The 13,918-nt window shown below is 66.3% G+C and carries 16 protein-coding genes and 1 riboswitch; of the genes, 10 read left to right on the plus strand and 6 right to left on the minus strand.

Annotated features, from left to right (window positions below):
* Window positions 1-111 precede the first annotated feature (111 nt).
* Window positions 112-1,212, minus strand: a complete 1,101-nt coding sequence (locus PV773_RS15775; protein ID WP_347967266.1) for a saccharopine dehydrogenase family protein — start codon at window positions 1,210-1,212, stop codon at window positions 112-114.
* A 123-nt stretch (window positions 1,213-1,335) separates the two neighbouring features.
* On the opposite strand from PV773_RS15775, the gene PV773_RS15780 reads away from it, so the two are divergent.
* Window positions 1,336-1,764: an Lrp/AsnC family transcriptional regulator gene (locus PV773_RS15780; protein ID WP_347967267.1), complete on the plus strand. Its 429-nt coding sequence runs from the start codon at window positions 1,336-1,338 to the stop codon at window positions 1,762-1,764.
* Between the two features lie 6 nt (window positions 1,765-1,770).
* Here PV773_RS15780 and PV773_RS15785 read toward each other — a convergent pair whose 3' ends face one another.
* The gene (locus tag PV773_RS15785) at window positions 1,771-2,454 is read right to left on the minus strand and encodes a queuosine precursor transporter (protein ID WP_347967268.1); all 684 of its coding nucleotides are present in this window, start codon (window positions 2,452-2,454) and stop codon (window positions 1,771-1,773) included.
* A 121-nt stretch (window positions 2,455-2,575) separates the two neighbouring features.
* Window positions 2,576-2,869, minus strand: coding sequence for a 50S ribosomal protein L28 (gene rpmB / locus PV773_RS15790; protein ID WP_340040628.1), 294 nt, complete (start codon window positions 2,867-2,869; stop codon window positions 2,576-2,578).
* A gap of 248 nt (window positions 2,870-3,117) precedes the next feature.
* On the opposite strand from rpmB, the gene PV773_RS15795 reads away from it, so the two are divergent.
* Window positions 3,118-3,894, plus strand: coding sequence for a DUF3108 domain-containing protein (locus PV773_RS15795; protein ID WP_347967269.1), 777 nt, complete (start codon window positions 3,118-3,120; stop codon window positions 3,892-3,894).
* A 24-nt stretch (window positions 3,895-3,918) separates the two neighbouring features.
* Entirely contained in the window at window positions 3,919-4,821 is a 903-nt protein-coding gene (locus PV773_RS15800; RefSeq protein ID WP_347967270.1) for an EamA family transporter, read from the plus strand.
* Between the two features lie 22 nt (window positions 4,822-4,843).
* On the opposite strand, the gene PV773_RS15805 is transcribed toward PV773_RS15800, so the two are convergent.
* On the minus strand, window positions 4,844-5,275 hold the full coding sequence (locus PV773_RS15805) for a cupin domain-containing protein (protein ID WP_347967271.1): 432 nt from the start codon (window positions 5,273-5,275) through the stop codon (window positions 4,844-4,846).
* Window position 5,276: 1 nt separating this feature from the next.
* Window positions 5,277-6,044, minus strand: a complete 768-nt coding sequence (gene gloB, locus PV773_RS15810) for a hydroxyacylglutathione hydrolase (RefSeq protein WP_347967272.1) — start codon at window positions 6,042-6,044, stop codon at window positions 5,277-5,279.
* 116 nt (window positions 6,045-6,160) lie between these two features.
* Here gloB and PV773_RS15815 point away from each other — a divergent pair, with 116 nt between their 5' ends.
* From PV773_RS15815 to PV773_RS15840, 6 genes are all read left to right on the plus strand, one after another.
* Window positions 6,161-6,928 carry a methyltransferase domain-containing protein gene (locus tag PV773_RS15815; protein ID WP_347967273.1) on the plus strand — a complete coding sequence of 256 codons (768 nt, stop codon included), beginning with the start codon at window positions 6,161-6,163 and terminating at the stop codon, window positions 6,926-6,928.
* A gap of 85 nt (window positions 6,929-7,013) precedes the next feature.
* Complete coding sequence (locus tag PV773_RS15820) at window positions 7,014-7,817, plus strand: DUF1194 domain-containing protein (RefSeq protein ID WP_347967274.1); 804 nt, start codon at window positions 7,014-7,016, stop codon at window positions 7,815-7,817.
* 176 nt (window positions 7,818-7,993) lie between these two features.
* Window positions 7,994-8,899, plus strand: coding sequence for a lipid kinase (locus PV773_RS15825; protein WP_347967344.1), 906 nt, complete (start codon window positions 7,994-7,996; stop codon window positions 8,897-8,899).
* Between the two features lie 137 nt (window positions 8,900-9,036).
* Window positions 9,037-10,845 (plus strand): ABC transporter ATP-binding protein/permease, encoded by a 1,809-nt coding sequence (locus PV773_RS15830; RefSeq protein ID WP_347967275.1) that lies wholly within the window; start codon window positions 9,037-9,039, stop codon window positions 10,843-10,845.
* Window positions 10,846-10,970: 125 nt separating this feature from the next.
* Window positions 10,971-11,231: a type II toxin-antitoxin system ParD family antitoxin gene (locus tag PV773_RS15835; protein ID WP_340040612.1), complete on the plus strand. Its 261-nt coding sequence runs from the start codon at window positions 10,971-10,973 to the stop codon at window positions 11,229-11,231.
* Window positions 11,221-11,520: a type II toxin-antitoxin system RelE/ParE family toxin gene (locus PV773_RS15840; RefSeq protein WP_347967276.1), complete on the plus strand. Its 300-nt coding sequence runs from the start codon at window positions 11,221-11,223 to the stop codon at window positions 11,518-11,520. Before PV773_RS15835 ends, PV773_RS15840 begins: the two co-directional genes overlap by 11 nt.
* An 84-nt stretch (window positions 11,521-11,604) precedes the next feature.
* Here the strand turns inward: PV773_RS15840 and metA are convergent, their stop codons facing one another.
* The gene (gene metA, locus PV773_RS15845; protein ID WP_347967277.1) at window positions 11,605-12,522 is read right to left on the minus strand and encodes a homoserine O-succinyltransferase; all 918 of its coding nucleotides are present in this window, start codon (window positions 12,520-12,522) and stop codon (window positions 11,605-11,607) included.
* A gap of 52 nt (window positions 12,523-12,574) precedes the next feature.
* Window positions 12,575-12,652: riboswitch (SAM riboswitch) on the minus strand.
* Window positions 12,653-12,804: 152 nt separating this feature from the next.
* Here metA and hisC point away from each other — a divergent pair.
* Window positions 12,805-13,917: a histidinol-phosphate transaminase gene (hisC, locus tag PV773_RS15850; RefSeq protein WP_347967278.1), complete on the plus strand. Its 1,113-nt coding sequence runs from the start codon at window positions 12,805-12,807 to the stop codon at window positions 13,915-13,917.
* Window position 13,918 lies beyond the last annotated feature (1 nt).

Here is a 13,918-nt window from a genome sequence, read left to right on the forward strand (position 1 = left end):
TGGGGCCGACTACCCGCCGGCCCCACGCACGAAAAAAAGCGAGGGGTCCCCCAAACCCCTCGCTGCCCGCGACTTATGGCCTCCCGGGCATTCCCGTGAGGCGTCCGGCGGTCAGGCTGCCAGGTGGTTCGAAGCGGCCTGCGCGTAGTTGCGGCCGAAGCGGTTGGCGAGGAAGGCGTCGAGCGCGATGTCTTCCTGGCGGATGAAGCCCTTCTGCGGCAGGGCGCCGTTGGCCAGCATGTCGAGCACGGCGCAGATGCCGGAAGCCGTGGTGATCTGGATGGCGCTGCGGACAAGCTTGCCCAGCTGGCGGCTGTAGATCTTGTTGGCGTAGCTTTCCTGCAGCAGGCGACCGCCCTTGCGGCCGCTGACGGTGACGAAGATCACGACCACGTCCTGCAGTGTCGCCGGCAGGGCGTTTTCGAGGATGTCCTTCAGCACCTCGCGGCGGTGGCGCAGGCCGAGGTCGTTGAGCAGCGCCTTCATGATCGCGGCATGGCCGGGATAGCGGATGGTGCGGTAGTTGAGCGTGCGCACCTTGCCTTCATAAGTCTCGCACAGCGTGCCGAGGCCGCCCGAGGTGTTGAACGCCTCGTAGGTGATGCCGTCGAGCGAGAACTCCTCGCGCTCCTCGAGCGGCGGAACTTCGATCAGCTCGCCCTCGACGATCGCCTCGCAGGGCTCGCAATATTCGTTGATGACGCCGTCGGTGCTCCAGGTCAGGTTGTAGTTGAGCGCGTTCGACGGGTACTGCGGCAGGGCGCCGACGCGCATGCGCACGCTTTCCAGCGAATCGAAGCGCTTGGCGAGATCGTTGGCGACGATGGAGATGAAGCCCGGCGCCAGGCCGCACTGCGGGATGAAGGCGCTGTTGGCCTTGGCCGCCAGTTCCTTGACGATACGGGTCGAGGCGACGTCCTCGGTCAGGTCGAGATAGTGCACGCCGGCCTTGGCAGCAGCCTCGGCGATCCTGGTGGTCAGGTGGAAGGGTGCCGCCGACATCACGGCGAACTTGCCGGCCAGCACGGCGTCCAGCGCGCCGGCCTCGGCGATCTCGACCTGTCTGGTCTCGACATTGCCGCCGACTTCCAGCGCGTCGAGCGCGGCCTGCGAGCGGTCGACCACGGTCACCTTGTAGTCGCCGGTCTCCGCCAGCATGTCGGCGATGGTCGAGCCGATCTTGCCTGCGCCTACGACAACGATCTGTTTCATGGTCATGTCCCCTTGGAGTGCAATTTCGCGCGCGATTCTACGGCCGCGTCTCGTCGAAAGGCAGTATCGAGAACGACGAAAAGACAGTATGTTTTGTGCGAAGTGACGAGATACATCGGCGAAATGACAAGCGATCCCGACCGTGCCCTGCTTAACCTCCTGCGCGAGAACGCGCGCGCCTCGACCGCCGAGCTGGCGCGCAAGCTCGGCGTGTCGCGGACGACGGTGCAAAGCCGGCTGGAACGGCTGGAAAAGCGCGGGGTGATCGCCGGCTACAGCGTCAAGCTGTCGCCCGACTACGAGAAGAACCTCGTCCGCGCCCATATCCTCGTCACGGCCCTGCCCAAGGTGTCGGCGGCGGTGGAGGCGGTGCTGAAGCGGATCCCCGAGGTGCGTACGCTGCATTCGGTGAGCGGCAATTTCGACATGATCGTCGTGGTCGAGGCGCCCTCGGTGCAGGATCTCGACGCGGTGATCGACAGGATCGGCGCGCTCGAAGGCGTCGAGCGCACCCTGTCGTCGATCATTCTGTCGACGCGGATCGACCGATAGGGGGAATCAGCCGGCAGCGAGGGCCGGCTGGCTCCAGCGTGCCGCGATCAGCCTGTAGGGGATGAGCGCGAAGACCGCGATCAGGAGCTTGACGATCAGGTCGCCGAGCGCCCAGGACACCCAGCGCGGCGCCTCGGCGGCCATGACGCCGAACAGCGGCGCCGGTTCGAGCGCAAACGCGTCCTCCGGGCCGATGAAGGCGAAGGCGGCCGCGAAGGCGACGCCGAAGAAGATCGCCGTGTCGAAGACCGAGCCGACCAGCGTGCCGAAGATCGGCGCGCGCCACCAGCTCTGGCGGCGCAGCCAGTTGAACACGGTGACGTCGAGCAGCTGCGCGGTCAGGAACGCCGCGCCCGAGGCCATGGCGATGCGCGCCAGCCTTGCGGCGGCGGTGTCGAAGGGAATGAGGCCATAGCTGAACAGGACCGGCGGGATGACGATCGAGCAGACCACCGCGGTCATGAAGCCGACGAAGACGATCCGCCGCGCCATCTTCGGGCCGTAGCGGCGGTTGGCGAGGTCGGTGACCAGGAACGAGAAGGGATAGGTGAAGGCGCCCCAGGTCAGGAGGTCGGCAAGGGCGAGCGATCCGACCTGTCCCTGCATCGGGAACTGGACGAGGATGTTGGAAGCGACGACGACAAGCGCCATGGCCGCCACGAAGGGCAGGTACTTTGAACCGGAGTTCATTTTTTTATCCTGGGTGATGGAACCAGCCTAGCGGGCAGTGCCCGGGCATTTGGTCGGAGCCTCTATCGTCCTTGCGGGCGCTCAGAGGCTCCAGGCGGTCGTCCCCCGCCTTGATTCGCTATCAGGCAGCCTGCTCGGCGGTCTTCTTGGCGATCTGCTTCTTGAGCAGGCGGGCGCGCTGCGACAGCTCGGCAACGTCGGCCTTGGCCAGGAAGGCGTCGAGGCCGCCGCGGTGCTCGACCGAGCGAAGCGCGTTGGCCGAAATGCGCAGGCGGACGTTCTGGTTCAGAACTTCCGAAATCAGCGTGACGTTGACCAGGTTCGGCAGGAAGCGACGACGGGTCTTGTTGTTGGCGTGGCTCACATTGTTGCCGGTCATGACGGCCTTACCGGTGAGTTCGCAAGCGCGGGACATGTTACATACCTTCAGTTCTGGCGGACCAAGCGGCTGTGACGCACCTAATATGGCGCGCGGTCTCAGTCAGGCGGCCTCATGGAAAAAGTTGGCGTTCCATAGTTGCATTTCACCGGCGCGTCAAGCGCATGCGTGGTTCTTCCGACTTGCCCCAACTTCATACAAAGGCCGGAATTGCTTCTATAACCGCTCTCGAGGGACGCGAACAGCGGGAAGCCCGCTTCCGCTGAAGTTGAGGTTATCCGCCAATGCGCCGCATCGCGCTTGCCCCGCTCGCACTGGCCCTGGCTCTCTCGCCCTCCGTGGCGGCGCAGCAGACCTTCAGGGGCGACTATTCGCTGTCCTTCCTCGGCATCCCCCTGGCCAGGGCCAATTTCGACAGCAGCTACGACGGCGGCACCTACGCGATCAGCGGCAAGGTCTCCAGCGCCGGGCTCGGCGCCATCTTCGACGATACGCGCGGCACGATCTCGTCGCGCGGCAGCATCGGCGAGGCGGGCATCCGGCCGACCTCGTTCCGCGCCGACTACGTGTCCGGCAAGAAGGCCTCGCTGGTGGACATCCGCTTCTCCGGTGAAAAGGTCACCAGCACCGAGGTCGTTCCGGCTCCCAAGAAGCGCGGCAAGACCTGGATACCGCTCGGCGCCGACGACCTGCGCGGCGTCGCCGACCCGATCGCCGCGACCATCGTCCGGGCGCCCAGCCTCGACAAGGTCTGCGGCCGCACCGTGAAGATGTATGATGGCGAGCTCCGCGTCGACCTGCGCCTGACGGCCGTCTCGACCGGGGAGATGTCGACCAAGGGCTTCAAGGGCCGGACCGTCACCTGCCGCATGGGCTTCCAGCCGGTCTCGGGCTACCGGACCGACAAGAAGGCGCTGGCCTTCCTGCGCGACCGCAGCCGGATCATGGTGACGTTTGCGCCGGTCGGCGAAACCGGAGTATACGCACCGATCTACGCCACCGTCGGCACCGAGATCGGCACGATCACGGTCAGGGCGCGGCGGTTCGAAGCGATCGAATAGGGCGGCTGCGCCCGGGGAGGGGTAGTGGCGCGGGCGACACTCATTGGCTTTTCGGCGGTCGCCATGTGGGCGCTGCTGGCGCTGCTCACCGACGCGTCCGGCTCGGTGCCGCCGTTCCTGCTCTCGGCCATGACATTCGCCATCGGCACCGTCGTCGGGCTCGTGGCGCGGCTGTTCATGCCGAAGCGCCACCGGGCGGCGAGAATTCCGCCGCAGGTCTGGGTCATCGGCATCGCCGGCCTGTTCGGCTACCACTTCTTCTACTTCACCGCGCTGCGCAACGCGCCGGCGGTCGAGGCCAGCCTGATCGCCTATCTCTGGCCGCTGTTCATCGTGCTGGGCTCGGCGCTGATGCCGGGCGAGCGCCTGCACTGGAATCACATCGCCGGCGCGCTGATGGGGCTCGCGGGCACCTTCCTCATCGTCACCAAGGGCGGCGGGCTGGCCTTCGACCCGCGCTACGGCTTCGGCTACGCCATGGCCTTCGCCTGCGCGTTCCTGTGGTCGGGCTATTCGCTGCTGTCGCGGCGCTTCCCGGCGGTGCCGACCACGGTCGTCACCTGGTTCTGCCTGGCCACGTCCGTGCTCTCCTTCATCTCGCACCTCGCGCTCGAGGAGACGGTGCTGCCGGCCGATGCCGGGCAGTGGCTGGCCGTGCTCGGGCTCGGCCTGATGCCGGTGGGGGCGGCCTTTTACGCCTGGGACATCGGCGTCAAGCGCGGCAACATCCAGGTGCTGGGCGCTGCGAGCTATGCGGCGCCGCTGCTGTCGACCTTGGTGCTGATCGTGGCCGGCGTGGCGGAGCCCAGCTTGCGCATCCTCGCCGCCTGCGTGCTGATCACCGGCGGCGCGGTGCTGGCGGCGAAATCGCTCATCTTCGGCAGGCGGGCCCAGGGCCGCGCGGCCACCGACGGGGCCGGGGCCTAGAGCGCTACTACGACCTGGGAGCCTACATCGGCTCCCAGCCGGGTTCGGCAAGCTCGAACTGCGAGAACTCGAAGCCCGGCGCAACGGTGCAACTGACCAGCGTCCAGTCGCCGAGGCTGCGCGCGGTCTGCCACCAGCCGGCCGGCACGACGATCTGCGGCCTCTCGCCGGCGGCGAGGTCGACGCCGAGGCTATGGGAGGAGATGCCGCCGCCCGACTGGTGCAGCCTGAGTTCGATCGGGTCGCCGGCATGGAAAAGCCAGATCTCGGCGGCATCCTTGACCCGGTGCCATGCCGAGACGTCGCCGCGCTCGAGCAGGAAGTAGATCGCCGTCGAATGCCCGCGCGCGCCATATGGGCCGCCTGCCGGAGCGTCGCGGAAGGTCTCGACATACCAGCCTCCTTCCGGATGGCGGCGCATGCCCAGCGTGGCGATGATCTCGGCTGCATACATTTCAGAAATTGTCCTTGCGGCGGCGGATCTCGGCGAACACGTCGGCGTCGGCGGCCTTTTCCATGCCGAGATGCCGCCTGATCGCCTCATCGCCCCAGCGCAGGAACGGGTTGGTAGCGAGTTCCTCGCCGATCGTCGTCGGCAGCGTCGCCTTGCCTTCGGCGCGCAGCTTCTCGACCGTTTCGGCGCGCGCCTTGAGCCGGGCGTTGTCGGGATCGACCGTCAACGCGAAGCGCGCGTTCGACAGCGTGTATTCGTGGCCGCAATAGACGACCGTGTCGGCGGGCAGGGCGGCGAGCTTCTTCAGCGAGCCATGCATCACCGGCGCCGGGCGCTCGAACAGGCGGCCGCAGCCGAGCGCAAACAGCGTGTCCGCGGTGAAGACCACCTTCGATTTGGGCAAGTGGTAGCAGACATGGCCTGCCGTATGCCCCGGCGTCTCGATAACCGCGATGGTCTCGTCGCCGAAGGGGATGACCGAGCCTTCCTCGACCGTGTCGTCGATGCCCGGAATCCGGTCGCGCTCGGCTTCGGGGCCGACGATGCGGAGGTTGAAGCGCTTCTTCAGCGCCAGATTGGCCTCGACGTGGTCGCCGTGATGATGCGTCGTCAGGATCATCGACGGCCGCCAGCCGCGGCGCTCTATCGCCGCCAGGATGGGGCCTTCCTCGGGCGCATCGACGATCGCCGTCTCGCCGCTCTGGGGATGGTGCAGCAGCGCGCCGAAATTGTCGGTGCGGCACATGAAAAGCTCGATCTCGACCGTCATCGCGAAGCTCCGTTCATCCCGAGACGATAGGGCGCGCGCCCCGGCCTGTCACCCCAATTGCGGGGATCGCGCTTCGCATCGTTGAAGTCCGCGCGTCTCGCCGCTACCGTCGCGCCATGAACTCCGACATCGTCGACCTTCGCTCGTTCTATTCGACACCGCTCGGCCGGCTGGCCGAACAGTCGATCACCATGGCGCTGTCATCGGTCTGGGCCGGCTTGCCCAACGAACGGCTGGTCGGGCTCGGCTATGCGCTGCCCTGGCTCGACCGGTTCGGTGCCGATGCCGAGCGCGTCTTCGCCTTCATGCCGGCGACGCAAGGCGCGGTCGTGTGGCCGTCGGAAGGGCCGTCGTCCACGGCGCTCGTCTTCGACGAGGAACTGCCGCTGCTCGATTCGTCCATCGACCGGATGCTTCTGGTGCATTCGCTCGAACATGCCGAAAGCCCGCGCGAGACGCTGAAGGAGATCTGGCGCGTGCTCTCGCCTGCCGGCCGCGTCGTCATCGTCGTGCCCAACCGGCGCGGCGTCTGGGCACGTTTCGAGCATACGCCGTTCGGCACCGGGCGGCCGTTCTCTTCCGGCCAGCTCAACGAGCTGCTGCGCGAGGCCAACTTCACCGTGGCCTCGTGGTCGGATGCGCTGCACTTCCCGCCGTCGCGGCGGAGATGGATGATGCGCTTCCATCATCTGTTCGAGCGCGCCGGCCGCAGCTTCTGGCCGATCTTCTCGGGCGTCATCGTCGTCGAGGCGCAGAAGCGGGTCTACCAGGGCGTGCCGGTGGCGCAGCGGGCGTCGCGCCGCGTCTTCGTGCCGGTCCTGTCGCCGAGCGGCGCCACGCGCGGCTTCCCGGCGCTGCGGCGCGGGGATGAACGCGGCGGCTGAATCGTCTCGCCGGAGGCTGGCTGCCTCTTCCATTCCGCCACGGTTGCGGCAAACTCGTTCGGCGTAACCCTTGGGTCAGCCGTCGATGCTGAAAGCACTGGCGTTGATCATGTGCCTGGCCTGCGACGCGCCGGTGGACGACGTGTTGCGGGCGGATGCGGTCGCGGTCGACGTCGAACTCGTTCTCGCCGTCGACGTCTCGCGTTCGATGGATTCCGAGGAATTCGCCCTGCAGCGCGCCGGCTATGTCGAGGCCCTGCGGCATCCCGACTTCGTCGAGGCGGTGCTTGCCGGGCGCTATCGGCGGATCGCCGTCACCTATTTCGAATGGGCGGGCACGGTCCGGCGGGAATCTGCCGTGCCGTGGCAGATCGTCGACGGGCCGGCCAGCGCCGCAGCCTTTGCCGCCAGGCTCGAGGCGCGGCCCTTCGGCGGCCATCGCGGAACCTCGATCTCCGCCGCGGTCGCGCACGGTACCGACCTGTTCCGGAACAACCAGGTGGAAAGCTGGCGCCGCGTCATCGACGTCTCCGGCGACGGGCCCAACAACGCCGGCCCGCCGGTCACCTTGGCGCGCGATGCCGCGTTGGCGCAGGGCATCGTCATCAACGGCCTGCCGATCCTGATCCGGCCGTCGGGAACGGTCGGCGATCTGGACCGCTATTATGCGGAATGCGTCATCGGCGGCCCGGGATCGTTCGTGCTGCCCATCCGCAATGTCTCGGAGTTCGCGACCGCGATCAGGCGCAAGCTCATCCTCGAGGTGAGCGGAACGGTCACGCCGCCGCTGCCGGTCAAGGTCGAGGCCGCCCCTGCCGGCTACTGCATGGCCGGCGAGCGCGACAGGCGCATCTACTCCGATCCGTATTACCCGGAACTCGACCGTTAGGCACGGGCGAGCGGTGGCCTGGCGGTCGATCCGGACAGGCGATCACATCTGCTTGTCCGGCTGGTGATCGCCCCGATTGCCTTCAAATCGGCATGCTCGCTTCCTAAATGGCGGCTCAAGCAAACGCAGTCCGCCATGCCGGCGATAGCAACGGAAACACGGTCCTGACCGACGTCATCCATGAAAAGCGTACAGCCGGGCACGCTCCCGTCCGGCGGGCCATGCTCATCGTCAACCCCCGCGCCCGTCGCGGCGGCGGCTCGATCGCCGAGGCCAGGCAGGTGCTCGAGAATGCTGGCATCGCCATCGAGGAGATGGTGACCAGCAAGGACGAGAACGCCTCCGAGCTCATCTCGCGCAATGCCGACCATTTCGACATGGCCATCGTCGGCGGCGGCGACGGTACGCTCAACAACGCGGCCGCCGGCCTTGCCTATACCGGCCTCACGCTCGGCGTGCTGCCGCTCGGCACCGCCAACGACTTCGCCCGCACGATGGGCATCCCGCCGGACCCGGTGAAGGCGGCCGAGATCATCGCCGCCGGCCGCGAGGTCACGGTCGACCTGGGCGAGGTCAACGGCCATCTGTTCTTCAACGTCGCCAGCATCGGCTTCAGCGCGGAGCTCGCCGCCGAACTCACAGAACATGCCAAGAAGCGCTGGGGCACGCTGGGCTACGGCATCGTCGCGGCGCGGATCCTGATGCGCTCGCGGCTGTTTTCGGCCTATGTCGACCACGACGGCACTACAGAGAAGATCCGCACCATGCAGGTCTCCGTCGGCAACGGCCGCCACTATGGCGGCGGCATGACCGTCGAGGAGACGGCGACCGCCGACGACGGCTGGCTCGACCTCTACAGCCTCGAAGTCGATCACTGGTGGCGGCTCCTGCGGCTGCTGCCCAGCCTGCGCAAGGGCACGCACGGCCAGTGGGACGACGTGCGCGCCTTCAAGACCACCGAGGTGACCATCCGCACCAAGCAGCCGCGGCCGGTCAATACCGACGGCGAACTCGTGACCTGGACGCCGGCGCATTTCCGCATCCGGCCGAAGTCGGTGCGGGTCTTCGTGCCGAAGCCCTAAATCGTCGCTACGACCTGGGCGAGGCACCCCGCGTGTCGATGACACGCTTGTTGATCCATCCCCGCGATACGCTGCCGCCATTGAGTGGCACAATGGCGGGCGACGTCGCGATTCGGATGACCAGCGGGAGGATTCGCATGACGGGCAATTCGGACAACAAGGCCCATCCCGAGCCTCTGCCTGCGAGTGTTCCCGACGGCGGGTTTCCCATCCATCTCAAGATGGCCCGCCAGGCGCTGGCGGGCTCGCCGGTGCGCCGGTCCTTGACCTGGCTCTGCATCGGCATACTCGCCGTCATCGTCGCCACTTCGGTCGGCCAGATCGTGCTCAACCGCTGGAGTAAGCCCTTCTACGACGCGCTCGAACGGCGTGATCTTGCGGCATTCCTCGACCAGCTCATCCTGTTCGCGGCAATCGCCGGTTCGCTGCTCGTCCTCAACGTGCTGCAGCAATGGCTCAACCAGATGATCCGCCTCAAGCTGCGCGAGGGGCTGACGGTCGACCTGATCACCGAATGGCTGCGCCCGGGCCGCGCCTTCCGCCTCGCCAATGCGGGTGCGGTCGGCGTCAATCCCGACCAGCGCATGCAGCAGGATGCCGGCCATCTCGCCGACCTCACCACCGACCTCGGCGTCGGCCTGCTGCAGGCATCGATCCTACTCGCCTCCTTCGTCGGCGTGCTCTGGAGCCTGTCCTCGGGCTTCGTCTTCCATATCGGCGGCAGCTCGTTCAGCATTCCCGGCTACATGGTCTGGGCGGCGATCATGTATGCCGGCTCGGCCTCGTGGCTGAGCTGGCTGGTCGGGCGGCCGCTGATCGGGCTCAACAGCGAGCGCTATTCGCGCGAGGCCGAGCTCAGGTTCTCGATGGTCCGCATCAACCAGAACATCGATGCCATATCGCTGGCGCGCGGCGAGGCCGACGAGAAGCGCCGCCTCGAGCTGGATCTGCAGGGCGTACTTATGGCGCTCCGGCGCATCTTCCTCACCCAGATCAATCTCGCCTGGGTTACCGACGGCTACGGCTGGTTCACCGTCGTTGCGCCCATCCTGGTCGCCGCGCCGGTCTATTTCGCCGGCGACCTGAGCTTCGGCGGGCTGATGATGGCCGTCGGCGCCTTCAACCAGGTGCATGCGTCGCTGCGCTGGTTCATCAACAATGTCGGCGCCATCGCCGACTGGCGCGCCACGCTGATGCGCGTCGGCATGATCCGCAGCGTGCTGGTCGCCGCCGACGTGCTGCACGAGACGGAAGAGCGGATCGGCTTCGGCGAGAGCTTCGACGGCAGCCTGGGGCTCGACGGGCTCGAACTCGTGTCGCCGAGCGGCCGCACCAAGCTTTCCGACCCGCATCTGAGGGTCAAGGCAGGCGAGCGCCTGCTGGTGACGGGCGAGGCGGGCGCAGGCAAGACGCTGCTGTTCAGGGCGCTCGCCGGCCTCTGGCCGTGGGGCCGGGGGCGGATCGAATTGCCCGCCGGCAGGCAGCTTAGCTTCCTTCCCCGTGCCTCCTACCTGCCGCCGGGCTCGCTGCGCACCGTGCTGTCCTACCCGTCCGACGGCCGCGAATTCGCCGATGAGGACTTTGCCACGGCCCTCGACGCGGTCGGGCTGGAGCGCCTGGCGCCGTCGCTCGACCGCGTCGCACCGTGGAACGAGGAACTCAACAGCGACGAACTCAGGCTGGTGGCGTTCGCGCGGATCAGGCTGCACAGGCCCGACTGGGTCATCATCGACGAGGCGTTCGATACGCTCGATGCGGCCGCGCACCAGCGGGTGCGGCACATGTTCGAGGGCGAGCTGGCCAAGACCGGCGTGGTCTATTTCGGGCCGGCGCGCAACAGCCGCGACCTGTTCGACAGGACCGTTCATCTCGCCAAGGACAAGCGCGGGCCAGCACTCAAGCGCGTGCGCATCAAGGAGATGGCGAAGGCGGCCGTCACCGCCTGAAGCGCCCATACGCCGGGCAGCGGAGCAAGTCCGCGACTGATCGCGGAATTGCGGTCGGTAGGCTCGGCTTGCCCTGGACGTGTTGCCGAACTATCATAAAATGATAGTTGCAATCGGAGGCGTTAATGCCATCGAGCTACACTCTCGGTGCCCACTTCGAGGGGCTGGTGCGTGACCTTGTCGAGAGCGGTCGCTATGCGTCCGCCAGTGAGGTGTTGCGTGACGGGTTGCGTCTGCTCGAAGAGCGCGAGGATCGGCACCAGGCCAAGCTGGAGGCATTGCGCGAAGCCGTCCGAGAGGGCGTCGAAAGTGGAGCGCCCGAGCCTTTCGATTTCCAGTCCTTCATGAGCGAGCTTCGCGGGGGCTCGGACAAGCGTGGCGCGTAGGATTCGCCTCACACCTAGAGCCAGGTCTGACCTTGGGCAGATCTGGGCCTACATCGCCCATGACAACATAGCCGCCGCGGAGCGCTTGCTCGAGCGGATCAACGAGGTCTTCCAGTTGCTTGTCGAGCATCCGGAAGCCGGTCGCAAGCGGGATGAAATTGCCCAGGGGCTGCGCAGTTTTGCGATCCGTACGCATGTCGTCTTCTACGAGATACGGGAAGGCTCTGTAGACGTTATCCGGGTTCTCGATGGGCATCGGGACATAGCCGAAGGCATGTTCGACGAGTAGCGTCGAACCTGACCGGTCACTGATTTTCAGCACCATGCTTCAAAAGACGTGCCCGGATGCCGGGCGCGGTCTTCTCCTCGGCATTTACTTGCCGATGTTGTCCAGATCGTATGGCGTGGTCTGGTAGACCCGGTTGATCCAGTTGCCGAACAGGAGATGCGCGTGCGAGCGCCAGCGGTTGAGCGGTCGGCGCTGCGGATCGTCCTCGGGGTAGTATTCATGCGGCACCGCGATCTTCACGCCGGCGGCGACGTCGCGGTCGTACTCTTCCTTGAGCGAGGTCGAGTCGTATTCGATGTGGTTGAACATGTAGAGGCGGTTGCCGCTCTGCTCGGCGAGCAGGCTGGGGCCGGTCTCCTCCGATTCCATCAAGAGCTCGAGCCCCGAGCCTTCGGGAATGTCTGCGGCGCGGACCTCTGTCCAGCGCGACACCGGAATGGCGAAGTCGTCCGAGAAGCCGGCGAGATAGGGCGAGGCCGGAGCATTGTTGTTGTGGCGGAACACGCCGAAGGCCTTGCGCGCCAGGGTGTGCTTGGGAACGCGGTGGAAGTGCCATGCGGCGGCCATCGCGCCCCAGCAGATGAAGAACGGCGAATGGACGTTGGTCTTCGTCCAGTCCATGATCTGCTCGAGCTCGTCCCAGTAGGTCACGTCCTCGAAGGGCAAAAGCTCCACCGGCGCGCCGGTGACGATGAAGCCGTCGAACTTGCGGTCCTTCACCTCTTCCCAGGTCTGGTAGAAGGCGATCAGGTGGTCCTCGGAGGTGTTCTTGGCCTTGTGGTTGCCGATGCGCACCAGGGTCAGCTCCACCTGCAGCGGGCTCGCGCCGATCAGGCGGGCGAACTGGGTCTCGGTCCTGACCTTGTTGGGCATGAGGTTGAGCAGGCCGATCTGCAGCGGGCGGATGTCCTGGCGGAGCGCGCTCTGCTCGTCCATGATGGACACGCCCTCCTTCACCAGCACTTCGCGGGCGGGCAGCTGATCCGGGATCTTGATCGGCACTGTGCGAACTCCAAACAACAAAAAAACCGGCATTGCTGTCGCAAAGCCGGTTTACGGATCGCAAACGGCCCTTTAGCGACTTGTTTAACGTGGCTGCAAGCCGACCGGCCAAATCACCACGGATCGAGGACTAGCTATTACGCCCGGCGACGGATTGCGTCAACCGTGACCCATTCGTCCGGCCAGGGCTGCCGCTTTCGCCGGTTTTCCTCGACATTGCCGGCCCCGAGGGGTATTTCCGCTGCGGCCTCCGCCCGGAGGCGCCAATCCAGGATTTTCGACATGACCAAGGCACCTGAGCAGATTCGTCCCGAACCCCGCGCCGGCATCATGGACATCGCAGCCTATGTCCCCGGCAAGAGCACCGCTCCGGCAGGCGTCGCCAAGGTCCATAAGCTCTCGTCGAACGAGAATCCGCTGGGCGCCTCGCCGCATGCGATCGAGGCGGTGAGGAAACTCGCCGAGAAGATGGAGTATTATCCCGACGGGTCGGCGTCGCGCCTGAGACAGGCGATCGCGTCGGCCCACGGGCTGAACCCGGCCAATATCCTGTGCTCAAACGGTTCGGACGAGGTGATCGGCCTGCTCGCCCAGAGCTACCTCTCGCCCGGCGACGAGGCCGTCTACACCGAGCATGGCTTCATGGTCTACAAGATCTACACCCAGGCCGCCGGAGCCACTCCCGTCGTCGCCAGAGAAGATTCCGAGAAGGCCAGCGTCGACAACATCATCGCGGCGCTGACGCCGAGGACCAGGATCGTCTTCCTCGCCAACCCCAACAACCCGACCGGCACCTACCTGCCGTTCGAGGAGGTGCGTCGCCTGCATGCGGCAATGCCGAAGAACGTGCTCCTGGTGCTCGATGCCGCCTATGCCGAATATGTCCGCCGCAACGACTACGAGGCGGGCGTCGAGCTGGTCGCGGCCAACGAGAACGTCGTCATGACCCGTACCTTCTCGAAGATCCACGGGCTGGGCGGCATGCGCATCGGCTGGATCTATGCGCCGTCGCACATCATCGACGTGCTCGAGCGCATGCGCGGGCCCTTCAACGTCAACGCGGCCGCGATCGAGGCCGGCGTGGCGGCGATGGAAGACCGCGGCCATGTCGAACGCACCATCGCCCACAACGCCCGGTGGGTGGAGTGGCTGGTCAATGAGTTCGAGACGCTCGGGCTGCGCGTCACGCCCTCGGTCGGCAACTTCCTGCTGGTCCACTTCCCTGACGACGGCAAGCACTCGGCGGCGGCGGCCGACGAGTATCTTTCGGCACGCGGTTATATCCTGCGCAGGGTCGCCGGCTACGGCTTCCCCAATGCGCTGCGCATGACCGTCGGCACCGAAGAGGCTAATCGCGGTGTCATCGCTGCCCTCACCGAATTCCTGAAAAGCTGAA

The organism is Mesorhizobium sp. CC13, assembly GCF_039907765.1.
Classification (GTDB): Bacteria; Pseudomonadota; Alphaproteobacteria; order Rhizobiales; family Rhizobiaceae; genus Aminobacter.

What these genes read in the sequence shown, in the direction of transcription:
- PV773_RS15775 (WP_347967266.1), bottom strand. Translation starts at nt 1,212, where the DNA reads ATGAAACAGATCGTTGTCGTAGGCGCAGGCAAGATCGGCTCGACCATC.
- PV773_RS15780 (WP_347967267.1), top strand. Translation starts at nt 1,336, where the DNA reads ATGACAAGCGATCCCGACCGTGCCCTGCTTAACCTCCTGCGCGAGAAC.
- PV773_RS15785 (WP_347967268.1), bottom strand. Translation starts at nt 2,454, where the DNA reads ATGAACTCCGGTTCAAAGTACCTGCCCTTCGTGGCGGCCATGGCGCTT.
- rpmB (WP_340040628.1), bottom strand. Translation starts at nt 2,869, where the DNA reads ATGTCCCGCGCTTGCGAACTCACCGGTAAGGCCGTCATGACCGGCAAC.
- PV773_RS15795 (WP_347967269.1), top strand. Translation starts at nt 3,118, where the DNA reads ATGCGCCGCATCGCGCTTGCCCCGCTCGCACTGGCCCTGGCTCTCTCG.
- PV773_RS15805 (WP_347967271.1), bottom strand. Translation starts at nt 5,275, where the DNA reads ATGTATGCAGCCGAGATCATCGCCACGCTGGGCATGCGCCGCCATCCG.
- gloB (WP_347967272.1), bottom strand. Translation starts at nt 6,044, where the DNA reads ATGACGGTCGAGATCGAGCTTTTCATGTGCCGCACCGACAATTTCGGC.
- PV773_RS15815 (WP_347967273.1), top strand. Translation starts at nt 6,161, where the DNA reads ATGAACTCCGACATCGTCGACCTTCGCTCGTTCTATTCGACACCGCTC.
- PV773_RS15820 (WP_347967274.1), top strand. Translation starts at nt 7,014, where the DNA reads ATGCTGAAAGCACTGGCGTTGATCATGTGCCTGGCCTGCGACGCGCCG.
- PV773_RS15830 (WP_347967275.1), top strand. Translation starts at nt 9,037, where the DNA reads ATGACGGGCAATTCGGACAACAAGGCCCATCCCGAGCCTCTGCCTGCG.
- PV773_RS15835 (WP_340040612.1), top strand. Translation starts at nt 10,971, where the DNA reads ATGCCATCGAGCTACACTCTCGGTGCCCACTTCGAGGGGCTGGTGCGT.
- hisC (WP_347967278.1), top strand. Translation starts at nt 12,805, where the DNA reads ATGACCAAGGCACCTGAGCAGATTCGTCCCGAACCCCGCGCCGGCATC.